Origin of the sequence: Chryseobacterium angstadtii (assembly GCF_001045465.1) — a bacterium.
In the GTDB taxonomy this organism is placed as follows: Bacteria; Bacteroidota; Bacteroidia; order Flavobacteriales; family Weeksellaceae; genus Chryseobacterium; species Chryseobacterium angstadtii.
Map to the genome: position 1 here is coordinate 43,320 of NZ_LFND01000003.1, position 23,346 is coordinate 66,665.

General features: G+C 37.5%; 24 protein-coding genes. 11 read left to right on the forward strand and 13 right to left on the reverse strand.

What is annotated here, in order from left to right; translation table 11 throughout:
• Window positions 1-37: 37 nt before the first annotated feature.
• Window positions 38-592 (reverse strand): phosphoribosyltransferase, encoded by a 555-nt coding sequence (locus ACM46_RS08420; RefSeq protein ID WP_048506218.1) that lies wholly within the window; start codon window positions 590-592, stop codon window positions 38-40.
• A 382-nt stretch (window positions 593-974) separates the two neighbouring features.
• Here ACM46_RS08420 and ACM46_RS08425 point away from each other — a divergent pair, with 382 nt between their 5' ends.
• Window positions 975-2,564 (forward strand): ABC-F family ATP-binding cassette domain-containing protein, encoded by a 1,590-nt coding sequence (locus ACM46_RS08425; RefSeq protein ID WP_048506219.1) that lies wholly within the window; start codon window positions 975-977, stop codon window positions 2,562-2,564.
• Between the two features lie 406 nt (window positions 2,565-2,970).
• On the opposite strand, the gene ACM46_RS08430 is transcribed toward ACM46_RS08425, so the two are convergent.
• Genes ACM46_RS08430 through ACM46_RS08440 form a run of 3 tightly spaced genes read right to left on the reverse strand, consistent with a single transcriptional unit; the run spans window position 2,971 to window position 4,540 of the window.
• On the reverse strand, window positions 2,971-3,978 hold the full coding sequence (locus tag ACM46_RS08430) for an alpha/beta fold hydrolase (RefSeq protein ID WP_241485982.1): 1,008 nt from the start codon (window positions 3,976-3,978) through the stop codon (window positions 2,971-2,973).
• Between the two features lie 14 nt (window positions 3,979-3,992).
• Entirely contained in the window at window positions 3,993-4,292 is a 300-nt protein-coding gene (locus ACM46_RS08435; RefSeq protein ID WP_048506221.1) for a type II toxin-antitoxin system RelE/ParE family toxin, read from the reverse strand.
• Window positions 4,289-4,540, reverse strand: coding sequence for a type II toxin-antitoxin system ParD family antitoxin (locus ACM46_RS08440; protein ID WP_048506222.1), 252 nt, complete (start codon window positions 4,538-4,540; stop codon window positions 4,289-4,291). Before ACM46_RS08440 ends, ACM46_RS08435 begins: the two co-directional genes overlap by 4 nt.
• A gap of 224 nt (window positions 4,541-4,764) precedes the next feature.
• On the opposite strand from ACM46_RS08440, the gene ACM46_RS08445 reads away from it, so the two are divergent.
• The 3 genes from ACM46_RS08445 to ACM46_RS08455 all read left to right on the forward strand — a co-directional run bounded on the left by ACM46_RS08445 (window position 4,765) and on the right by ACM46_RS08455 (window position 7,758).
• Window positions 4,765-6,027: a S8 family peptidase gene (locus ACM46_RS08445; protein ID WP_053082686.1), complete on the forward strand. Its 1,263-nt coding sequence runs from the start codon at window positions 4,765-4,767 to the stop codon at window positions 6,025-6,027.
• Window positions 6,028-6,035: 8 nt separating this feature from the next.
• Complete coding sequence (locus ACM46_RS08450) at window positions 6,036-6,269, forward strand: hypothetical protein (RefSeq protein ID WP_048506223.1); 234 nt, start codon at window positions 6,036-6,038, stop codon at window positions 6,267-6,269.
• A gap of 202 nt (window positions 6,270-6,471) precedes the next feature.
• The gene (locus ACM46_RS08455; RefSeq protein WP_048506224.1) at window positions 6,472-7,758 is read left to right on the forward strand and encodes an adenylosuccinate synthase; all 1,287 of its coding nucleotides are present in this window, start codon (window positions 6,472-6,474) and stop codon (window positions 7,756-7,758) included.
• Between the two features lie 401 nt (window positions 7,759-8,159).
• On the opposite strand, the gene ACM46_RS08460 is transcribed toward ACM46_RS08455, so the two are convergent.
• Window positions 8,160-9,242: an endonuclease/exonuclease/phosphatase family protein gene (locus ACM46_RS08460; RefSeq protein WP_048506225.1), complete on the reverse strand. Its 1,083-nt coding sequence runs from the start codon at window positions 9,240-9,242 to the stop codon at window positions 8,160-8,162.
• Between the two features lie 131 nt (window positions 9,243-9,373).
• On the opposite strand from ACM46_RS08460, the gene ACM46_RS08465 reads away from it, so the two are divergent.
• Window positions 9,374-9,814, forward strand: coding sequence for a nuclear transport factor 2 family protein (locus tag ACM46_RS08465; protein WP_048506226.1), 441 nt, complete (start codon window positions 9,374-9,376; stop codon window positions 9,812-9,814).
• 66 nt (window positions 9,815-9,880) lie between these two features.
• Window positions 9,881-10,258: an SMU1112c/YaeR family gloxylase I-like metalloprotein gene (gene gloA2 / locus ACM46_RS08470; RefSeq protein ID WP_048506227.1), complete on the forward strand. Its 378-nt coding sequence runs from the start codon at window positions 9,881-9,883 to the stop codon at window positions 10,256-10,258.
• Window positions 10,259-10,262: 4 nt separating this feature from the next.
• Here the strand turns inward: gloA2 and ACM46_RS08475 are convergent, their stop codons facing one another.
• On the reverse strand, window positions 10,263-10,646 hold the full coding sequence (locus ACM46_RS08475; protein WP_048506228.1) for a DUF1634 domain-containing protein: 384 nt from the start codon (window positions 10,644-10,646) through the stop codon (window positions 10,263-10,265).
• Window positions 10,646-11,476, reverse strand: a complete 831-nt coding sequence (locus ACM46_RS08480) for a sulfite exporter TauE/SafE family protein (protein ID WP_048506229.1) — start codon at window positions 11,474-11,476, stop codon at window positions 10,646-10,648. The genes ACM46_RS08475 and ACM46_RS08480 overlap by 1 nt, the downstream gene beginning before the upstream one ends.
• An 85-nt stretch (window positions 11,477-11,561) precedes the next feature.
• Here ACM46_RS08480 and ACM46_RS08485 point away from each other — a divergent pair, with 85 nt between their 5' ends.
• Window positions 11,562-12,113: a DUF1543 domain-containing protein gene (locus ACM46_RS08485; RefSeq protein WP_048507105.1), complete on the forward strand. Its 552-nt coding sequence runs from the start codon at window positions 11,562-11,564 to the stop codon at window positions 12,111-12,113.
• 42 nt (window positions 12,114-12,155) lie between these two features.
• Window positions 12,156-13,268 (forward strand): 5-(carboxyamino)imidazole ribonucleotide synthase, encoded by a 1,113-nt coding sequence (locus tag ACM46_RS08490; RefSeq protein WP_048506230.1) that lies wholly within the window; start codon window positions 12,156-12,158, stop codon window positions 13,266-13,268.
• Window positions 13,269-13,437: 169 nt separating this feature from the next.
• On the opposite strand, the gene ACM46_RS08495 is transcribed toward ACM46_RS08490, so the two are convergent.
• Window positions 13,438-14,250: a hypothetical protein gene (locus ACM46_RS08495; protein WP_048506231.1), complete on the reverse strand. Its 813-nt coding sequence runs from the start codon at window positions 14,248-14,250 to the stop codon at window positions 13,438-13,440.
• Window positions 14,251-14,429: 179 nt separating this feature from the next.
• Window positions 14,430-15,347, reverse strand: a complete 918-nt coding sequence (locus tag ACM46_RS08500) for a DMT family transporter (RefSeq protein ID WP_048506232.1) — start codon at window positions 15,345-15,347, stop codon at window positions 14,430-14,432.
• Between the two features lie 379 nt (window positions 15,348-15,726).
• On the opposite strand from ACM46_RS08500, the gene purE reads away from it, so the two are divergent.
• The gene (purE, locus tag ACM46_RS08505; protein ID WP_047453694.1) at window positions 15,727-16,230 is read left to right on the forward strand and encodes a 5-(carboxyamino)imidazole ribonucleotide mutase; all 504 of its coding nucleotides are present in this window, start codon (window positions 15,727-15,729) and stop codon (window positions 16,228-16,230) included.
• A 52-nt stretch (window positions 16,231-16,282) separates the two neighbouring features.
• Here the strand turns inward: purE and yiaA are convergent, their stop codons facing one another.
• Both yiaA and ahcY read right to left on the reverse strand, forming a co-directional pair.
• Window positions 16,283-16,675 carry an inner membrane protein YiaA gene (gene yiaA, locus ACM46_RS08510; RefSeq protein WP_048506233.1) on the reverse strand — a complete coding sequence of 131 codons (393 nt, stop codon included), beginning with the start codon at window positions 16,673-16,675 and terminating at the stop codon, window positions 16,283-16,285.
• A 628-nt stretch (window positions 16,676-17,303) separates the two neighbouring features.
• On the reverse strand, window positions 17,304-18,617 hold the full coding sequence (gene ahcY, locus ACM46_RS08515; RefSeq protein ID WP_048506234.1) for an adenosylhomocysteinase: 1,314 nt from the start codon (window positions 18,615-18,617) through the stop codon (window positions 17,304-17,306).
• A gap of 168 nt (window positions 18,618-18,785) precedes the next feature.
• Here ahcY and ACM46_RS08520 point away from each other — a divergent pair, with 168 nt between their 5' ends.
• Window positions 18,786-19,316: a HugZ family pyridoxamine 5'-phosphate oxidase gene (locus tag ACM46_RS08520; protein WP_048506235.1), complete on the forward strand. Its 531-nt coding sequence runs from the start codon at window positions 18,786-18,788 to the stop codon at window positions 19,314-19,316.
• A 203-nt stretch (window positions 19,317-19,519) separates the two neighbouring features.
• A complete protein-coding gene (locus tag ACM46_RS08525) occupies window positions 19,520-20,134 on the forward strand; it encodes a 4'-phosphopantetheinyl transferase family protein (protein WP_048506236.1) in 615 nt (204 codons plus the stop codon).
• Between the two features lies 1 nt (window position 20,135).
• Here the strand turns inward: ACM46_RS08525 and ACM46_RS08530 are convergent, their stop codons facing one another.
• Entirely contained in the window at window positions 20,136-20,843 is a 708-nt protein-coding gene (locus tag ACM46_RS08530) for a hypothetical protein (protein ID WP_048506237.1), read from the reverse strand.
• Between the two features lie 74 nt (window positions 20,844-20,917).
• Window positions 20,918-23,176: an FUSC family protein gene (locus tag ACM46_RS08535; protein ID WP_048506238.1), complete on the reverse strand. Its 2,259-nt coding sequence runs from the start codon at window positions 23,174-23,176 to the stop codon at window positions 20,918-20,920.
• Between the last annotated feature and the right edge of the window lie 170 nt (window positions 23,177-23,346).

Sequence of the window (23,346 nt, forward strand, 5' to 3'; positions counted from 1 at the left end):
TTTAGGCTAAAAGCTATCAGCTAATAGCCAACAGCATTTAATGGTTGATTTGTCCTTCTTCCAGTTGATACAGATTTGAAAGGTTTCTTCCTAACTCATCATAATCAAGTCCGTAGCCCAGTACAAATTTATTGGGAATCTCTTTTCCAATATAATCCAGCTTGAAATCCTTTTTGTATACATCCGGTTTCAATAAGAATGAAGCCAGTTTTACAGATTTCGGACGCTGCGTTTCTGTGAAATATTTGAATAAACTTTCAACCGTGTTTCCCGTATCTACAATATCTTCTACAAGGATGATATGACGGTCTCTCACATCTTTAGTCAATTCCATTTTCTGATAAACAATTCCTGTAGATTCCGTACCCACATAAGAGCTCATTTGGATGAAAGCAATCTCGCATTCGCCCGGGTAGTATTTTAAAAGATCTGAGAAGAACATGATCACTCCGTTCAGAACCCCGATGAAAACAGGAACCTCGTCCTTGTAGTCTTCATAAATCTTTAAAGCTGTTTCTTTTACAATTTCCTGAATCTCGGCGTCCTTCAAATAAGGAACGAAAGTTTTGTCGTGAACTTTAATGCTTTCCATAAAAAATTTTAGTAGGCGGCAAAGTTACGGATTTTTGATTAAAATCTTTTCTACTTTTGCCTCCGATTTTATAATAGGCTGTTTAAGAAGGGCAGATTAAAAATATTACGGATATAAAATTCGAGACTCTATTAAACCACCCCGTCAAATCTTCGATTTTCCACCTCTCCGGAGAATGAGAATTCTGGACGGAGAAATCAAGGTAAGCTTTTAGATAGAGAAAAAAGCAATGTTTTTAATCAGAAAAATAATAATTTAAAATTGATTATCTTTGCTGTTCCAAAAACCCAATTATACAGACATGTAGGATTTAATTTCTTTTCGATATGATCAAACAGTAACCTTGCGTTGCTGATGTTTAATTATTACTAAGAAATAAATCATGATTTTACTACAAAATATGTCCTACGGGTTTCCGGGAGGAGATCTCCTTTTTAATTCTACCCATTTAACGATACAGTCTCATACAAAATCAGCATTAGTTGGAAGCAACGGTGTTGGAAAGTCAACGCTCCTGAAAATGATGGCTCAGGAAATTCAGCCTTTAGACGGGAATATAATGATCAAAGGGGATTGGTACTATGTTCCGCAGATGTTTGGGAGCTTTGATCATCTTACCATTGCGGAATGTCTTACCATTGATAAAAAACTCGATGCACTTCAAAAGATCACTGCCGGAGAAGTGGATGAAGAATATTTTGAAATTTTAAATGACGACTGGGATATTGAAGAACGATGTCAAAATGCACTGCAACATTGGAAACTTGAAGATCTGGAACTCAGTCAAAAGTTGGAAAGCCTGAGTGGAGGGCAGAAGACAAAAGTTTTTCTGGCCGGAATTCAGATTAATCATCCTGATATTATTTTACTTGATGAACCTACGAACCATCTTGATATGGAAGGCAGAACACTATTGTATGACTTTATCAAACAGACAAATTCTACCGTGGTTATGGTCAGCCACGACAGGAAGCTGTTGAATCTTGCTGATACTATATTTGAATTAACGAATCAGGGAATTTCTACGTATGGCGGGAATTATGATTTCTATGCTGAACAGAAAATGATTGAGCAGGAAGCCCTGAACAACGATATTCATTCCAAAGAACGGGCCTTGAAAAAAGCAAAAGAAAAGGAACGCGAAACCATGGAAAGGAAGCAGAAACTCGATGCCAGAGGAAAACAGAAGCAGGAAAAATCAGGAGTTGCGAGGATTATGATGAATACTCTCAAAAATAATGCTGAGAAAAATGCATCTAAGTTGAAAGGTATTCATGCGGAAAAGATCAGTGGGATTTCCGGCGATCTCAGGAGTCTGCGTTCTTCACTGAAAAATTCGGATCAGATGAAAGTGAATTTCAGTGATTCCCATCTGCATTCCGGAAAAATTTTAGTCAATGCTGAAGATCTTAATTTCAAATATGGCAGTGAAAATCTCTGGAAAAACCATATCAATCTTGAAATACACAGTGGAGAAAGAATTTCAGTTAAAGGGACCAATGGATCCGGAAAAACAACTTTAATACAACTCTTGCTGGGAAATATCCGTCCCTCGAATGGAAAAATAATAAGTTCGGTATTCAATACAATTTATGTTGATCAGGAATATTCTCTGATAGGTCAACAGATCAATATCTATGATTTTGTACAACAGTTTAACGACAGTGCGAAACCGGAATCTGAAGTGAAAACCCTGTTGTCCAGATTCTTGTTCGGGAAGGAAACATGGGATAAAAAATGTGGGGTTTTAAGTGGAGGTGAGCGGTTGAGACTACTTCTATGTGCACTTTCAATCAGTAATAAAGCTCCTGATATGATTATTCTGGATGAACCTACCAACAATCTGGATCTACAGAACGTGGAAATTTTAACGGAGTCTATCAAGGATTATCAAGGAACATTGCTGGTGATTTCCCATGATGAGACTTTTCTGGAAGAGATAGGAGTGGAGAGAGAGATTGTTCTGGGCTAAATGAAGTGATCTTTTTAGGTTCTGATGATAATTTTTATCGCGCAGATGTTGCATATATCGCGCATGTCTGTGTTCTATTTCAGTGGCTACTGATTTATTGGCTGCTGCTGTAAACCTTATAGGTTTTTAAAACCTATAAGGTTTGATAGTCATGATTATAAAAAGATTTTTTTGGTTTATCGCAATGGCGCAAGAATTTAAATGAAGTACGTTTTTAAGGCGCAAGAAAATCGAAGATTTTCAGCAAAGTATGAATGTTTAGATATTCGCAGCGTTGTTCAATTTTATCGGAGATAAAATCCCTTGCGCCTTAAAAACATAAAGCATGTAAGAAAAGCTTAGCGCCTTCGCGATAAACCAAAAAGTAAAAAAATTGAAGATGTTTAATAAGCCTCTCTCTTATCTTTTATAAATGCTTTGACATCCACTGAAATATATCATTGAAAACTTCTTCCCTGATTTCCTCGTTGAGTATTTCGTGGCGCATTTCGGGATAAATAGTATAACTGATATCTTTAAATTTATCCTTCTTTAAATTATGTATGGTCTGCATCACGCCTTTCCCAAAATCTCCTATCGGATCGTTCTGCCCGCTGATAAACAGAATAGGAAAGTACTTAGGAATAGAAGCCGCCCAGTTTCTGGCTGTGGCTTTTTTATAGATGCTGAACAAAGCGTAAAAGGCATTGTGGGTAAAAGGAACTCCGCAGAGTTCATCTTCTGTAAAAGCTTTTCTGTTCGACGGATTTACGCTGAGCCAGCTTGTATCATTGAAATCGGGATCTTTCCTGAAAGGTTTATTGTTAACCGTATTAAAAAGCTTATTGAGATAGGTGGGATAACGAGGCGCTATGGTGTTGGTTATTGACAGATAGCTTTTTATCAGATTGATGCCTGCTAAAGGTCCTCCGGTTCCTACAATAACAGCTCCTTTTAGTTTTCCGCTTGCTCTCTGGAGCAGACAACGCGTAACAAATGAACCCATGGAGTGTCCCAAAACGAAATGAGGAACAGCCGGATATTGTTTGGTCAGATAGTCACTCATGGCTTCAGCATCTGAGATCAGTTTTTCATCCGGCTGATTCAGTTGGAAAAACCCAATGTCTTTTTTGTATTTCACGGATTTTCCATGTCCCAGATGGTCATAGGTGAGTACGGCTATTCCCCGGTCTGCAAAATAGCTGGCGATTTCAGTATATCTTCCGCTGTGTTCCTGCATCCCGTGAATGATTAGTAAAGTAGCTTTTACGGGAACTGTATCGGGAGTAAACAGAGTGTGGAAGAGCTTGACTTCGCTGGTGGGAGATGGAGAGAAATAGGATGTTTTTTGTGATGAGCTCATGGTGCGGAGGATTTTGGAATACTTAGCAAGAATACCAAAGATACTGAATAAATAGACTGGCTTTCTTGTCATTTAAAATTTTTAGTCTACTCATCCAATCTTGTTGAAATATCCATCTGTTGATGAAGAATTCTGATGATTTTAATTTCTTCATTCCTGATATTGACTTTATAAAATATGAAGTGTGATTTTACTCTTGACCGGAAATATCCTTTTCTGATTTTACTGTAATCCTTTCCAGACTGATGATTTTCAGATAGATATTCAATTTCATTCATCAGCAAAGCAAAATAATGGTCTGCTTGTTTTAATGACCAATTTTCAAAAGTATATAGCCAAATCTTCTCTAAATCAGTTAAAGCCTCTTTGCTTATTTTGTAATTCATGAGTCGGCAGAATGTTTTTGATGAAGACTCTGCAGAAATTCCTTACGGTCAAAATTCTCAACAAATCCAGATTTTTCTCCTTTTTTTAATTCATTGATCAATTCTGTTTTCTTAGATTCTTCATATTCAAACAATCTTAATGCATTTCTTATCACCTCACTTGCTGAAGAGTATTTCCCGGATTTTATTTGTTCGCTGATGAAATTATCAAAATAATCTCCTAATAAGATGGATGTGTTTTTTGCCATTGTGTTGATTTTAATCAAAGATACCAATTTTTGGTATTTAATCCAACGATACATTCGAAGATGGTTTAATATATAGATTACACAAACGGGTAATTGACTCACTAGTTATTTCACTCTAATTTAGTATCAATAAAAATAGAGTGGTAGAAAATTATTTGTCAGATATAATATGAAAAATAATTCATGTTTTACATTAAAAAACTAACGATTAAAAATTATTACCCATGAAAAAACCAATTTTAGGAGAACAGACTTTTCCTACAGAGAATATGGATAGTATCCAGGCGTATGAAAAATTTGAGGGCGGAGATGTAATCTATGATTTTGATCCCCGTCCGTTATATACTGGGCGTTATTTCATAATTATGGATGAGAAACAGCCTTTTAAGAATGTCTCAGAATTATTAAAAAACGATTTGGGACTTAAAATTGCAAGCTCGGGTGATTTCAAAAATGAAGCTATTACTGAAGAAAAACTGAAAGATGCTGATGTTTTATTTTATAGTGAACTGGGAATTGCTTTGGTTGGCGGAGATCAGGATCAAATGAAAATATTGGAAGAAACATCGGATAGAGGGTTCTATATGGAGCCAGAGAAAATTGTATACGTTCCTGATGATATTTCATCAATTGCTTTGTCTTCTCAGGCTACCTGGGGTATTTTACAGACAAGAAGCGATATCTCAAATTACACAGGAAGAGATGTTAAAGTGGCCATATTAGATACAGGATTTGATGCCGCACATCCGGATTTTAATGGCCGTAATGTACAAACTTATTCATTTGTTCCCGGCGAACAGGTGAATGATATGCACGGACACGGAACCCATTGTATAGGAACGGCATGTGGTAATGTTAGCACTAGCGGAATCAGATATGGTGTTGCCAAAGATGCCATTATTTGTGCAGGGAAGGTTTTAAGCAATCAGGGAAGTGGGGCACAGGGATGGATTATTAACGGGATGGATTGGGCTGCCAATAACGGCTGCAAAGTGATCTCTATGTCTTTAGGGTCAAAAGTATTTCCGGGGCAGGGATTTGATGTGGCCTATGAAAGAGCCGGTGTAAATGCTCTGTCGAAAGGAGCGGTTGTAGTAGCCGCAGCAGGAAATGAGAGTAAGCGGTCCTTGAGCCAGTTCAATCCGGTGGGAAGTCCTGCTAATTGCCCATCTGTTCTTGCAGTAGCTGCTTTGGATTCAGGGAATAATTTGGCCAATTTCTCCAACAGACATATTAATCCGTATGGTGAAATAGATATTGCCTGTGCAGGAGTTGATGTATATTCTTCCTGGCCTACACCCACTTATTACAGAACTATTTCTGGAACGAGTATGGCAACGCCGCATGTGGCAGGGATTCTTGCACTTCTGTGGGAGAAATATCCATCGGCTTCTCCTCACCAGATCATTAATGAAATGAAAAAGATTTCCCAAAAGCTGCCACTGCCCACAATGGATGTTGGTTCTGGCTTTGCAATAGCACCTTAGAATATCACATGAAATCAAATATTGTTTTAACGATCAATGAAATGAGTATTCATAAATTGGATACCATTGTAGACAAACTGGAAGAATTAGGCATGTCCGTTGACAATGTTTTTGAGTTTGGAGTCATTATAGGGACTATGGAAAGCAACGATGTGGGAGAATTAAAAACAATCAAAGAAGTAGATTCATTTACCGTTGATGCACAAATTTCTTTACCTCCTTCAGATGAGAATGTGCAATAAGCATTATTTGTAATACATCATTCTTCAATATTTATTACAAATAAAAACTAAGGACTCTATGGCGATCAATAGTCATACGGTCCTTAGTTTTAGTATAATTATAATCTTCTTAAATACTCCACCCAAAAATAAAATCTCCTCATAATTTGCTCACCCTATTTTTTAAAAGTAATTTTGCATGAATCTAAAATAATAGTAAAATATGTCAACTTACGTAGTTGTAGGTCTTCAATACGGAGATGAAGGTAAAGGAAAAATCACGGATGTTTTATCGGCTAAATCGGATTATGTAGTTCGTTTCCAGGGTGGAGACAACGCTGGTCACACGGTTTATGTAGGTGAAGAGAAATTTGTTTTGCACCTTCTTCCTTCTGGAGTTCTGCAGTGCAAAGGGAAGTGTATCATTGCGAACGGAGTAGTGGTAAACCCAAAATCTTTCATTAAAGAGGTTGGACAGATTGAAAGCAAAGGCTTGAGAACTGACCACATTTTTATCAGCAGAAGAGCGCATGTGATCATGCCTTACCACATTCTTTTGGATACTTACCGTGAAGAAGAACACGGAGGAACTCAAATCGGGACAACTAAAAAAGGAATCGGACCTTGCTATGAAGATAAAATTGCAAGAGTAGGAATCAGAATGATCGACCTTTTAAATCCTGAGATTTTAAGAGACAAAATTGAGAAAAACTTAAAAGTTAAAAACTCTCTTTTTGAAAAATATTACGGAAAACCGACTTTAGACGTTGAAGAAATTTATAACGAATTTTTAGAGATCGGAAAACAGCTTCAGGACAGAATCGTAGATACAGAACTTGAACTGAATGAAGCCATCAGAGACGGTAAAAACGTTCTTTTTGAAGGAGCTCAGGCACTAATGCTTGATATCGACTTCGGAACATACCCATATGTAACTTCTTCTTCTCCATCTACCGGAGGAGTTTGTACAGGAGCAGGGGTTCCGCCAACATCACTCCAAAACCTTATCGGTGTAGCAAAAGCATACTGTACAAGAGTAGGAAACGGGCCTTTCCCATCTGAGCTGGATAATGAATTAGGAGAAAAAATCAGACAAATCGGTGGCGAATTCGGAGCAACAACCGGAAGACCAAGAAGAACAGGTTGGTTAGACCTTGTTTCTTTAAAACATGCCTGTATGATCAACGGGATCAATAATCTTGTGATCACAAAGCTTGACGTTCTTACCGGAATCGAAAACCTGAAAATCGTAACACATTATAAAACGGAAGACGGAAAAGTTATTGACTATTTCACTTCTTCAACAGAAAAATTATACAACTACGAGCCAATTTATCAGGATCTGCCAGGTTGGAACGAAGATATTACGAAAGCAAGAAGCTATGACGAGCTTCCTGATAACGCTCAGAAATATATCGAGTTCATTGAGAAATATTTAGGAATCAATGTATACCTGGTTTCTGTAGGACCTGAAAGAAGTCAGAACATTATCAGAAAAGAATTATTCTAAGAGATTAGTATAAAATATATAAAGCCGTTTCATCATTTGTGAAACGGCTTTTTTATGCTTTTACCAAAAACTTTTTTATGGAATTTACTGAGAAAGAAATATAAAATTCAGCAGCTAATTAAAATCAAAAGCTTTGCGTTAAAAAAAATACATCATTTAGTGTTTTTTGACGCAAAGATTGATCTTAACAATGCCTATTTTAGATGAGCAAAGGCTGAATCAATTGTAATTGATTCGATGAAGCGTATGAATAAAACGCACGCTTCTTCAGTGACACAGTCACGCCTCTTAGCTAACCTTAAATCTAAAGAGTAAGCCATTAAACTTTGCGTCAAAAAACACCAGATAATGTATTTTTAAATCTATTGACAAATAAAAATTAAAAAAAACGGGCTCACATTTTATCCCTCAGTGACTATCGCATCACGGTTTCCATCCTCTTCTTTTCCTTCCTGAATCATTTCTTCCGCTTCAGCTTTCTCTTCTGTTGTGGCTTCTTCCACCTCGTCTTCCTGTTCGTCATTATGATGGTCAATAAAAAACTCACAATACACCGGAAGATGGTCTGATCCGAAATTTTCAAGAGTTTTAAGCTCTTTAATGAAAATATCCTCACTGTGGAACATGAGATCAATCGGAAATCTCAGCAAAAGATATTTAGCGTGAAAAGTAGACACAAAAGAATGTCCGATTCTGGGATCAATCAGATGGCTCGTTTTTCTGAATAATACAGAGGATTTCGACCAGGCAACATTATTAAAATCCCCAACTACAATCACAGGGTCTTTAAGATCTCTGACCCTTTTTGCTGCACTTAGGAGATCTCCGTCCCTTTCTTTCGAAGTTTCCTCTTCCGTAGGGCTCGGTGGAGGCGGATGAACCCCAAAGAATACAAATGAAAAACCGTCTTTAGTCTTTAAATGAACTTCAATACTCGGAATATCATCAGCCACGAAATAATGAGTCTGTGCACTTTTAATCTCCAGCTTTGAGTAGAAATGCATTCCGTATGTGTTTTCAAGAGTAACTTTATGATGGAAGGGATAATCTTTTTCAAGGACTTTCATGGCCTGTTCCCAGTCGCCATTGCTTTCCATCGTCATAAAGATTTCGGGTTTATATTTTTCAATAAGTTCAATAAATCGGTTGTATTCTTTATTAAACTGATAAACATTAGCGGAAATAAAATGCAGCTTCTCAGAAGATTGGCTTCGTTGTGTATGTTTTTTTACGGGATAAAGCGGTGTATATTTTATAAGGGTAATACCATGATGAATGAACAACGCCAGTAAAAGCGTCTGTGTATACCAGATATACTGTGAATGGGTAAGAAAAAGCCCTGTAATAAAAGTAAAAACTACCGCATAAGTGATCTGGATCTTTCCGAATTCAGGAACCCTGAATATCCAGTGAGCATTCTGAATTTTAGGCAGTATCGTCAAAAGGACCAGCAGTGCAGTCAAAAACAAATAAATTCCCCACATAGTATCAAATAAACGGATAAAAATAATCTATTTCCGAATAAAGCAGCATCGTTCATCTTTTAAACTTTGTTAATTTTAATTATTTAAAGGATTTTTCCTACTTTTATTGAGTCAGATTAATTGAAATCAACATGAAAAAATTGGTAGCAGCCGCTTTATTGTTCTCCACATTCTGTTTCGGACAGCAGAACCAGGAAATAGAAAAACCCATCCGTAATCTGTTTTTAGGCATGAAAAATGCAGATCCTGAACTGATGAAAACTGCTTTTGCGGATAATGCCATTTTACAGAGCATCGCCAAAGACGGAACCGTAAAAAATGAAAACGTACAGGAATTTATCGCTTCTGTTTCTAAGTTTTCAAAAGACGATCTGGATGAAAAGATCATCATTGATGCCATTCATACTGATGGCGGGCTTGCCAGTGTGTTTACGCCTTATTCATTCTATTTTAAAGGGAAGTTTTCACATTGTGGAGCGAATAGTTTTCAGTTGGTTAAACAGCAGAACGACTGGAAAATTCAGTACATCATTGATACCAGAAGAAAAGATGGCTGTAAAGAAATAAAATAACTCGATATTGTCATTTTTCAGACTGTTTTTCCAGGTTTTGAATAATGTACATGAAATAAATATAAAATGAAGATCCACCACATTGCCATTATTGGCTCAGATTATGAAGTTTCAAAAAAATTCTATACTGAAGTTTTAGGCCTGAATATCATCCGTGAAGTATACCGTGAAGAAAGGCAGTCTTACAAGCTCGATCTGGCTATAGGAGACCATTATGTCATCGAACTGTTCTCTTTTCCTGACCCTCCTGCAAGACCTTCCCGTCCGGAATCATGCGGTTTAAGACATTTGGCGTTTTCTGTAGAGAATGTGGGTGCCAAAAGAGGTGAACTCATCGCAAAAGGCCTTATCTGTGAAGAAATCAGGATAGACGAATATACCGGGAAAGAGTTTTTCTTTACCCAGGATCCGGATCAGCTTCCTTTGGAGTTTTATGAAATGTAAAAAATTAGTGAGCGTAGCCTGTAAAAAAGCTGATCGCCATAATCACAAGAACAATAGAAGAAATGACTACATATACGTAGTCTTTTTCTTTTAAATACCCGATAAGAGCGAAAATAATTCTTACCAGCGGCGTAAAGATCAGCAGTAAAATTCCCAGCTGGATAATGGCCATACCTTCACCTTTGCATAAAGAATTCCAGAACATTCCCCATACTTTTTCAGAAGAAGAGCCCATGTCCAGGGAAGAATATTTCTTAGGCATTTCAAAACCTTCTGTGAAAAGTTTGATAAACCCGATCAATGAGGTGGCCACAGACAAAATAACACCCAGTCTCAGAAGATTTCCTACCGAACGGTTCAGATCAACATCTGTAAAATTCTTTTTCATTATCTGAAGCTTTTATTGATACCGTTATACATCATATACACTGATAAAATAGTGATCACAATGGCAAAGAATACTTTTAACTTCTTTGTTTTGGATACCATCAGCGTTTTAGAGCCTATGAAACTTCCTACGACCACACCAATCAGTACCGGAGCTACAATTACAGGAATAATTTCTCCTCTCTGAAAATAGATCAGGGCACTGGCAACAGCCGTTACACCAATCATAAAGTTACTTGTCGTGGTAGAAACCTTGAATGGCAGTTTCATCATATTATCCATAGCCAGCACTTTCAATGCACCTGAACCGATTCCTAAAAGCCCGGACATTGCGCCTGCAAACATCATCATTAAAAATCCAGGAACTGTATTTCTTGCCGAATAATTTTTTAAAACCCCTTTATCAGGAAAAGTTCCGTAGAGTTTCAACTTTTCTTCAAGACTTCCTTTGATTAAAGGTTCCTGATGATCCGGTTTTCCTTTAAGATTTAGAATAACGGTCAGCAACAGAATACTGGCGAATATGATTCCGATGGTATTGGGATTTAGCATTCCCGAAACCAAAGCTCCCATAATCGCTCCTGCCGTAGTCCCGATTTCCAGAAACATTCCAATCCGCATATTGGTAAAACCTTCTTTTACAAAAGCTACCGCCGCACCGGAAGATGTACCGATTACAGAAATTAAAGAAGCACCAATTGCATAATGCATAGGAACGCCGAAACCCAGCGTCAATAAAGGAATAATGATAACTCCTCCTCCCAAACCCGTAAGTGAACCTAAAAGACCGGCTGAAACCGCGCCGAGGAACAGAATGATGATTTCTGACATGCTACAAATATAAAACTATTGTGGTAGTCTGCCAAACGTTTAAAAAAGATAAATTTGACGTATTTTTGTACAAATGAAAAATGAAATGAAATTATTTTATGTTATTCTAGGTGCAACGCCCAAAGGCAGGAATATTGAGCAGCATGATGTTTTTTTTGGAATTGCTGAAAACCTTAAAGATCTCGTTCCCGATATGAATGATTTCTGGAAAGAAGCAGAAGGAAAGATTCATTTAGACTGCCATCAGGAAGTAAGATTTGCTGACGGATATGAAGTGAAAATTGTAGAAAAAACAGAGAAGGCTTCAGAAGAGCAGCTGTATTTTCTAAACCTGGGAGGCTATAAAAAAGGCTTTTTTGAAGAATTTCATGAGCAACATCTGATGGTAGGAAAATCGATGGGAGAAATCATAAAAAGAGCAAAAGCTACAGAATTTTATCAGACAATGGGCTTTGAAGGAGCTGTAAGTCATGTAGATGATAAACACGGTGTTGATATTGATGATATTTTCAATGTGAATGACATTCTGCCGGAAAAAATGAGAGCGAAATATTCTATCGTTCTGACAAAATCTGATGCTGAAAACCAGGAAAACCCAATGGGACTGGGATATTTGAAGATTGATAAAGTCCAGTAGAATTTCCAGCAAAAAAATCTAATAGAAAAAATAAAAGTAAGAATGAAAATAGGAATTTTAGGAGGCGGACAGCTGGGAAGGATGCTGATACAAAGTGCGCTGAAATATGACGACGAATTTTATACACTGGATCCGGCTTCTGATGCACCATGCAGTAATATCTCGCATTTTACAGAAGGAAATTTCAATGACTACGAAACCGTGCTTCATTTTGGGAAGGATAAAGACGTAGTGACCATCGAAATAGAACATGTAAATGCCGACGCTTTGGCTGAACTTGAAAAACAGGGAATAAAAGTAGTCCCGAATGTAGCCATTATTAAAACGATTCAACAAAAAATCCTTCAGAAAGAATTCTATAAAACCCATGACATTCCAAGTCCTGAATTCCAGGTGGCATGGAATAGTGACGAGAAGATCATGATGCCGCTGCCTTTTGTGCAGAAAATGAATACAGGCGGCTATGACGGAAAAGGTGTTCAGGTAATTAAAACAGAAGAGGATTACCAGCATTTATGGAAAGAAGCTTCCGTAATCGAGAGCCTGGTAGATATAGATAAAGAACTTTCCGTGATTGTTGCCCGAAATGAAAACGGTGAAACAAAGACTTTCCCGGTAACAGAAATGGTAGCCGATCCTAAATTGAATCTGCTTGATTTTAATATCTGTCCGGTTTTTTTGAGTGAAGATATTCAGAGACAAATTGATTCCATTACGGAGAAATTTCTGAATGCAGTCAATTCCCCGGGACTTTTTGCTATTGAACTATTCCTTGATAAAACAGGGAAGGTTTGGGTAAATGAAACGGCTCCAAGGCTTCATAATTCGGGACATCAAAGCCAGGAAGGAAATGCCAATTCCCAGTTTGAGCAGATGTACCGTGTGGTGAAGAATCTGCCCTTAGCTGATACAGACGCTTTTGGATACAGCGGAATGCTGAACCTTGTTGGTGCAGAAGGGTATACCGGAAAAGTAATCTATGAAGGGATGGACGATGTTTTGAAACTTCCACAAACGTACATCCATCTCTACGGAAAAACAGAAACTAAGCCCGGAAGAAAAATGGGGCACATCAATGTACTGGCCGATTCCAGAGAAGAATTGATGGAAAAGCTGGTGAAAGTGAAAGGTATGGTAAAAGTTATCGCTGAATAAGACCTGAAATTGAGATAAAGATAAAGAGCTGTAATGATGATTGCAGCTCTTTTTTATGATTGAATTCGTTTGCTCTTTGCGTGAATAAAGTTTCCGCAGATCGGGCGGATTAAGCAGATTTTTATGAATAGTTAAAAGAAGAAATGTAAATTCTTACCATTTGTATATACTAAGGTCTCTTCACTTTCTCAATGGAATCCTTTTTATAATTGTATTGCATATAGGTACCTAATGCACCGGAATAGACAGAAAACGCTTCAAGCTTTGTTAAAGGAGCATAAAGTTTGAATGTACAGATATCCGTGGCGGAAATAAAAGGATTGGTGTTTAAATGGCTATGGGTGGTCATGGTTACTGTAATTCCGTTTTCTCCTTGGGTGAAAGCCGGAATGAGTCGTGAATGAAATTTTTTATTTGAAATAATCTTTCCATCTTTATCAGCTATAAATAAGAAATCATTCCCAAATGGGATTACTCCTGATTGCGAGGTACCCGGAATAAGATATACTTTATAATTTTCGTTGAATGGAAGCACAATAATATTAAGACTATAGCCTTCCGGAACTCCTACTTCATATTTAGGATCCGACAGCTGGGAAATAACCTCGCTTCTGATTTTGTTTAAATTCAATTCCGTAGTATTGGGTTTTCTCGGTTGAAAATTTTCTTTTACAGGCTTTTTTTGATTGTCTTTAAAAGAGTATTCGGCAACAACAAGACTCTCATCTTTATTCAGAAATATAGTTTTTATAGTGTCATTACTCTTGTAGGTCAAATAGCTTTGAGCGATCTCCCGTAGTTTTTGGTTCGCAGCCATAAGGTCACCGGAATTCCAGGAAGCACTTTCGTGAGAATATAATAAATTTCCTTCCGTTTTAATTGAATCCAGTTTTTGCTGAAATTCCTTATCTGAATATTTATTTTCCTGTGCAGAAATCATAAAAGACAGAATAATAAAAAGGACTGCTGTAATTTGTTTCATAGTTTATTTTTCCAAGCTAAAATACAAAAAATCTTTGCTCAAGCTACAGTGATTTTAAGCTGCAACTTCTTACAAGCGAAGCGCACCTTAATATTCTTAAAAGCTTAAAAAGCTTAAAAAACTTAATGGTTCAATTGTTTTAAGGTCTCGCAGATTTCTATTAAAAAAAATAGGATTCACTAAGCACCTCCTTCTGCCACTTTCTGTTTCCGGAACATCTCCGGTTTATAATTAATAATAAATACACCGCAAATAATCATGACGGCTGCGAGAATAAATTTAAGGGAGATTTTCTCATCCATAATCAGCCAACCCAGAAATATAGCTATCACAGTATTCACATAAGCCAGAATAGAAACCTGTACCGGAGAGATTTTAGTAAGGGCGTAATGAAAGGCAAAAAATGCTGCCACAGATCCAAATACTGCCAGATACAACATCGCGGAAATACTTTTCAGTGTCCAGTTTCCGAAATTGTAATGATCTGAGAATATGAAAGCGAAAATAACCTGTACAACGCCTGCAAATAGGAACTGATAGAACAGGTTCAGCGTAATATTGCCGCTCTGTATATTGAGCTTTTTGGTGAAAATGGTTCCGGAAGCCCATCCGGCAATCGCACAGAAAAGAAAAATCATTCCCATTCTGTATTGCGGATTGGCGAGATCCTGTAACCCGTCCCAGAAAATAAAAAGAATCCCACTGAAACACAGCATGACACCTGCAAGAGCCCGGAAACTGAATTTCTGCAAACCCACAGCCAGACTTCCTAAAAATACAAGAATAGGAGAGCAGGCACTGATAAGCGATGCCAGGCTGCTGGAGACTGTTTCTTCAGCTACCGTCGTCATTCCGTTGGCCACAACCAGCATCAGTGATGCAAAAATGATCTGGTATCCCAGGTTTTTCCAGCCTATCCATTTGAATTCCTTTCTTGAAACAAGAACCAGAAACATAATGAGGGCTGCCAGAAACTGACGGATTCCGGCTACAAACCAGGCAGGAATAGTTTCTACAGCAACGCGGATTGCTAAAAACGTGGTGCCCCAAACAATGGCAACAGTGAGAACAGCTAAAATAAGTTTGTAATCTTTCAAGGTGAATTCAGGTATAGCGAACAAATATATCTGTTCTGAATTGAATTTTATGGGTACAGTTTATATGATTTCAACTGATACAGATAAGGAATTGGAAGGGAATAGTGAAAAGTGAATAATGAAGAATGAAGAATAGGGAATAGGGAATAGGGAATAGGGAATAGGGAATAGGGAATAGGGAGGCTGGAAGTTACTGTTGGTCTTTTGATGGGGTGTTTTATAGTATGATGGAATATTTGAAAATAAAAATAAGAGTATAGTGATCTTTTAAATTGTTTAGTTTCCCTATTCCGGCTTCCTTATTGGAAGAATGAATTAATTTGTGATTTTAAAAAAAGACTTTTATTCTTTATCTTTGAAAATCTAATAAAAATTGAAGATGGTAGGAATTATTATGGGCAGCCAGAGCGATCTGCCGATTATGGAACAGGCTGCTAATTTTTTGAAAAGCCTCGATATTCCATATGAACTTACTGTAGTTTCGGCACACAGAACGCCGGAAAGAATGTTTGATTATGCGAAAACGGCAAAAGAAAGAGGACTGAAAGTCATCATCGCAGGTGCCGGAGGTGCAGCACATCTTCCGGGAATGGTAGCCAGCTGTACCACTTTGCCTGTTATAGGAGTTCCTATCCTTTCAAGCAATTCTATTGACGGCTGGGATTCTGTATTGTCTATTCTTCAGATGCCGGGAGGAATTCCTGTAGCGACTGTTGCTTTAAACGGAGCGCTGAATGCCGGAATTCTGGCGGTAAAGATTCTGGGAAGTTCAGATGATGCAGTAGCGGAAAATCTTCAGAAATATCAGGATTCTTTGAAAGATAAAGTACTGGGAACCGTAGATGATATCAAGGCCAAGCACCCGAATCATTTTGATCTGTAAAACATTGTTATGATACAAAAACCGCCTCATCGGAAGATGAGGCGGTTTTATTTTATTCCTGGGCCATATTGTCCCGTGTATTTTTCTGAACGGAAATAGCTCCGAAAAGAGCGAGGAGAAATGCAAACGCATAAAATCCTTTTTCACTAGGAAGTATAGTGGCATTCCACAGTCCAATCGCCAGAAGAACGATGGAGGATAAAGTGGCAAACCAGCAGATCCCATAATAAATATCTGTTACCGGAATATTCTCTAAACGGTCACGAACTGCTTTCTGCAGAGAAACAACAGCGAAAAGACCATAAAGAAGAATCGTAAAGTAATATCCTTTTTCATTAAGCTGCATTTCCGCTCTGGCAAGTCCTGTAATATAGCCTACCATTCCTGCTCCCAATGCTACCCAAGACGCGGCTACGAATGCATTCGATACTCTTTGTTTTTTCATGAATTCAATGTTTTATTTATCGGGCTAAATATATTCATTTTTTATACAATTACCTGCGACAAAGGGAAAATATGGGTAAAATACGGAGCAGATGTCTTATTTATCTTTAAGCTTTGGCTAAAGCCGGGTGATTTTGGTTTATAGTAAAACGGACTAAAGTCCGTTCCTATTGAATATTCACAGGCATGATCATCCAAAATCCATCATCTAAAATTGATCATTCACCATCCATTTTTAGCCCCGATAGAAGCGGTTACCCCACAGCAGGCCAGGCAAAATAGCTTTGGAGCGAGGAGTAGAAGCGGATAGCGGGAAACAGCTTCTTTAAAATTCTAAGTGACAAAAGTTTATAATTAATTGAAATAGTCTGAATGATCTCTTTTCACGCAAAGTTGATCTTAATATCAAATACTTCAAGTAAAGCAAAGGTAGAATCAATCTTTGATTGATTCGATGAAGCGTATGGATAAAGTGCACGCTTTTTTAGTGATGCAGTCACACCTCTTTGCTTCCCTTAAAACTGTAAAAGTTCTATTAGGCCTTTGCGTTTAAGAATGGAACCACCGGAAAAAACAAAAGACTCTTCAGAAACCTGAAAAGTCTTTTATTATATGTGATTTTAAAAATCTTAGTATCTGTAGTATTCAGGCTTGAATGGCCCTTTTACTTCTACACCGATATATTCAGCCTGTTCCGGAGAAAGAGTTTCCAGTTCAACGCTTAATTTTTTAAGGTGTAAAGCCGCTACTTTTTCATCTAAGTGCTTAGGAAGCATGTAAACTTCGTTTTTGTAAGCTGCAGAGTTGTTCCAAAGCTCGATCTGTGCCAGAGTCTGGTTAGAGAAAGAGTTAGACATTACGAAACTTGGGTGTCCTGTTGCACATCCTAAGTTTACCAGTCTTCCTTCTGCCAGGATGATTACTTCTTTACCTTCGATGGTATAGATATCTACCTGAGGCTTCACTTCAGATTTTGTCTGACCGTAGTTTTTGTTTAACCAAGCCATATCGATTTCGTTATCGAAGTGCCCGATGTTACAAACGATCGCTTTATCTTTCATTTTAAGGAAATGCTCTCCTCTTACAATGTTGAAGTTACCTGTAGTAGTGATTACGATATCTGCGTTGTCTACAACAGTATCTAATCTTTTCACTTCGTAACCGTCCATTGCAGCCTGAAGTGCACAGATTGGGTCGATTTCAGTAACGGTAACGATAGAACCGGCACCTCTGAAAGAGGCAGCAGTACCTTTACCTACATCTCCGTATCCGCAAACTACCACTCTTTTTCCTGCAAGCATAACGTCTGTAGCTCTTCTTACAGCATCCACTGCAGATTCTTTACATCCGTATTTGTTGTCGAATTTAGATTTAGTTACCGAATCATTTACGTTGATGGCAGGCATTACTAAAGTTCCGTTCTTCATTCTTTCGTACAGTCTGTGTACTCCTGTAGTGGTTTCTTCAGAAAGTCCTTTGATATCTTTTGTAAATTCAGGGTATTTATCGAAAACCATATTCGTTAAATCTCCACCATCATCCAAAATCATATTTAATGGCTTTCTGTCTTCTCCGAAGAATAAAGTCTGCTCAATACACCAGTCGAATTCCTCCTCGTTAAGACCTTTCCATGCATAAACCGGAATTCCTGCAGCAGCAATAGCAGCAGCAGCATGATCCTGTGTAGAGAAAATATTACAAGAAGACCATGTAACTTCAGCTCCTAAAGCTACCAATGTCTCAATAAGCACAGCAGTTTGGATGGTCATGTGAAGACATCCTGCGATTCTTGCCCCTTTTAAAGGTTGAGACGGCCCGTATTCTTCACGGATAGACATCAAACCTGGCATTTCTGCTTCTGCAAGGGTAATTTCTTTTCTTCCCCATTCTGCTAGGGATATGTCCTTTACTTTATAAGGAACGTATTGTGTTGTAGTACTCATATGTAATGAATAAATTTAAATTCAGTTGATAACGAAATGCAAAATTACAATTAATAATTTAGATAAAAAAACACGGGATGAAGTTCGGATTCATGAGATTATACATGAATTAAAATTATTTAGTCTTAATCTAAATAACTAATTTTGTTGGGATAAAAATTTTATACTATGAATCAAAACCATACTCAGGAAGAAGCGAACAGAAAAGCAAGACCGGTTGCTCCAAAAGTAAAAGAACTGATAGGACGTACCCAAAGTGTTATTCTGGCTACAACAGATGCAGAAGGAGTTCCGAATTCAAGCTATGCCCCTTTTGTACAGATAAATAACACATTATATATTCTGGTCTCTTTTATGGCAAAACATACAAAAAATCTTGCCGACGGAAGAAAAGCTTCAGTACTATTTATTGAGGATGAATCAGCTACCAAACAAATATATGCCCGTGAACGTTTAACCATCGAGGCAGCTCCTTCCCAGATTGAAAGAGATTCTGAAACCTGGAATGCCGTAATTACCCAATTGAAAGATACCCACGGAAAAGTGGTGGATGTTATCTCAGAAATGCAGGACTTCATCCTTATCGCTTTGCAGCCTGTAAAAGGTTCTTATGTAAACGGCTTCGGAAGTGCATATTTTGTAGACCAAAATCTTGAAATTCTTGAGCATAGAAATGATGTAAATCATCAGTCTAAATAATATATAGAAGCGGGATATTACCCTTGTCAAGGTTTCAAACCTTGACAAGGGTATTTTTTTTTGAGGACAAAAATTAATACAAGTGTCCTGCAATTTTGCAGCAATTCTATTTTCAGTTTCAATAGCTTCCATCTTCCCGCTTCCTTCTCCCTTCTTCTTTCATCTTCCACATCTTTTCACTACTTTTATCCAATAAAAAAAGAATGCCCCTTTACCGAGATTTTTCAGATGACAATGCTACAATCCTTGTATGGAAATATGAAGAAAGCGAAGAACTTGATATCCATGAACTACTGGAACCTGAAAATGCCGAAAAGGTAAAAGACTATCATCCTAAAAAGCTTCTGGAAGTGCTGATGGTACGTAAGCTTCTGAAAGGCTTAAAACCTCATTCCAAAATTCTATACAAAGAAAGAGAGCCTTTTCTGGCTCCTAAAGATGCTGAAATTTCCATCACCCATTCTTTTCCTTTTGCTGCTATTGCTGTTTCTAAAAATAAAATCGGGATTGATATTGAAAAATTCAACCCAAAGATTTTAAGAGTGATTGATAAATTCACCTACGAAAATGAAAGAGGGTTTATTCCTAAAGATAACGAAGCTGCTTTCTATACAATTATATGGAGTGTGAAAGAAAGCATGTATAAAATTCACCATTCCAAATACTGGTCATTGAAGAAAAATTATGAAGTGAAGCCATTCGAGCTGAAACATCTTCATAAAATAAGCTGCAGAGTGTATGACGAGCAGTTCTCTGATGAATTTAAAGCAAGGGTAGAATTTTTTGATGATTACTGCTTTACGATTGTGGAAGAGTAGACTATTTATGTTTTAATAGTTGTCGAATTGAAACCAGATGCCCAAAAAGAACAACAGGAACAATAAATGTAGGAAGCCAGCTGAACGGAAAGTATAGTAAGGCAATATTAGGCTGGTCAAATGCCATTTTTTGAACTGGCGATGGAGCTGAAAGAAAAGCAATTGTTACGATGTTTAACAGCAATCCAAGACCTATGATATTCCAACATAAAATGAGGTTTCTACTTATTTTTGATCTCTTGATGCCATGATAAGCAATAAAGGGAGCAGAAATCCCCATTAGAATATCGAAATTTATTCCTTTAAATGTCATTAGCTCCGGTACCATTTTGTATAGAAAAAGTTTGTGCAGGGTTATTTCAACAAAGATCCTTATTATATTAAGATAAGTAATATGTAAAAGTGATAGGTTGTCAATAAAGAGTTTCCCTTTTTCTACATTAAAAAGAAGTATAATAATAAAGACTGCAGGAAGGATTCCAAAAAGTACGATTTTTGGAGGAAATGAGTTTAAATGGGTGTTGTATACATGATTTAGCGTTAAGGCTGCCTGAATCATAAGCCAGCAAGCCAGAATAAGAAAGATAATTATTGATTGAGATCTTACAACCGATGACTTAGAATTTTTAACCACCCAACAAAATAGCAGTAGTGTCACAAAGGTCGTGACTCCAAAAAGTAATGAAAGCGGGAGTGGCAGATTGTCCATGGTTGATTTTTAACTAAGATATTGCAATTACTTAAAAATCAAATTGCCATAAGACAAGAAACATGAAAGGAAAGTTATTGGGATTCTTCTACTTTTTCGGCTCTGTATTTTTCAATCACTTTTCTCTGTTCTTTAGCTACGTCATAGATAAGCTCCAGGATATCGTGGATGTTTTTAAGCTCTGTTAAATGTGAAATTTTATCGGGATCTCTACGGTCGATGAGGTCGTTTTCCTCAATTTCCATTTTTCTTTTGGAGAGCATGTCTTCAATGGAAGAATCTTCAGGTTCCAGACGGCTTTCCATTCTTAAGGTTTCATGAATTTCTTTTCCGTGTAATAAAACGGAAGTCTGCTGCATTTCGGCTTCAATTTTCCGGCTCCAGCTTTCAGCATCTATTTCGGGATACTTTTCGTCGTTTTTGGAATATTGGGAAAGAGAAGCGGTGTACGCCGTGATCAGGTGTGAAGTAGCTACAAATTGATGCACCACTTCCAGTTTTTTCTGTTGATTTTTCGGTTCGGAAATCATTCTCTGGAAGTTGTCGGAAAGATTAGCCAGTGAAATGATGGCATTTTTTCTTTTCACTTTATAATCTTCAATATCAAAATCATCCTGCAGGAACTTTGAAATAACACTCTCGAAATAGATCAGGTTATCTGCTGCGGATTTTTTCATCAGATCCAGATTCTGGGTATGTTCCCAAACGGGCAAAACCACATAGGATACTGCAAAAGCAATCACTCCGGCAATAAGAGTATCGAGGATTCTGTCTTTAAAGATGACATCTACATTTCCGGGATTCAGAAAATTAAAACTCAGAAATATATAAATGGTCATAAAAAGAACAGCCCAGAAATAACGGCCTTTCAGAAAACTGAAACACATAATCATACTCAAAAGCAGAATCGCAAACAGAATACCATTAATATGTATAAAATGGAGAATTGCATAGGCGATAAGAGCTCCCGCAATAGTTCCGTACAAACGGAGCAGGTTTCTCTTTTTTGTAATAGAGTAGGCGGGTTTCAGGATAGCCGTAATAGTGATCAATATCCAGTAGGTATGCCCCAATCCCAGGAAATCGAACATAGAAAAGAGATATCCCACCAAAAGAGCGGTCGTAATTCTTATGGCATGTCTGAAATGAGAAGACGACAGTGAAATGTTATTTCTTAAAACTTTAAAATTAAGTTTTTCTTCATTAGGCATGAATTTTTTTAAATCCAGACCTGTAGAAAGACTTTTGGCCAGTTTTATATTTTGTGAAAATACTTTGTAAATCTCATTGATCTCCTTCGTAATTTCGTTGATACGCATGAGGATCTGGCGGAGAATCATGAAGTTTTCAAGATTATCCGGAGTCATCTGCTTATTTCGGAGTTCGAAATAATGGTAATTAAGGTTTTTCAGTTCCAGTTCCAGATCGAACAGTGGTTTTGCCCGCGTTCCTATTTGAAGTGATATGCCGATATTGGTAATTTCTTCCGCAAGGAGATTAAGATAATCGTGAATGTTCACCAGAATCATGCTGTCTTCAAAACTCTGTTGAAGTTTCTGATAATCGCTTTCGGAAGTCATCAGTTTTTCATGAAGGTCCATGGAATTCAGGAACATCAGCATCAATAAACGGCTGGTGGTTGTAGATTCATTAACGATGGTCCTTGTTTTAAAAACAGTTTCCCTGGTTTCCTCCTGAAGGTTTTTGATTCCTACCTGTTTGGCAATGACCTGGATGGTTAATCTATCGAAATCCGGATTTTTCTGATAGTAATTGGCCTTAATTTTTAAAAATTCTGCCAGCTGAAGATAATTTTCCCCGATCATCTGACCTGCCAGCTTATAAGGCTGAATGGTAATGACCACCAGGAATATCAACAGGAACCAGATACAACCGGATGCAAAAATAAGCAGACTCTTTAAAATATTACCTCCTGTAAGATGACCGTCAATAAAGATCGCCATTACCACCAAAGATAATGAGCCTACTGCAGCAAGCCTCTGTCCGTATACTCCGATAAGGGAGAAAAACATTCCAAACACTACGATTTCGAGCAGAACAAGAACCCTGAAATTCATGACCAGACTGGCAATAAGCGCTACCAGTACAAAACATACAATAGCAAATGTAAGAGCATTTCTTCTTCTGATGAAAGGGCCGGGCTGATCACAAAGGGCCACAAAGCTGGTTCCGAGAGGAAATAGGAAATATTCTTTCAGAATTCCGAAATGGGCCAGGACTAAACAGGGCAGAACAGTTGCCAGCGTAATTCTGATCGCAGAATATACATATTGGCTGGTAACGAATTTTTTAAGTTCTGCTGAATAGTTCATTTTACAAAATTAATTATTGGAAACAAGAAAAGCCTCATAAAAATGAGACTTTTGCAAACTTAAATATTATATTTCTGTAATCATTTGTCAATTGGCAATTTGGAGGGTTGGGTTGATGATGAATTGGGTAGGAGGGATTGTACTGTTTTTAGTTTAAAAGTCAGCGGTCA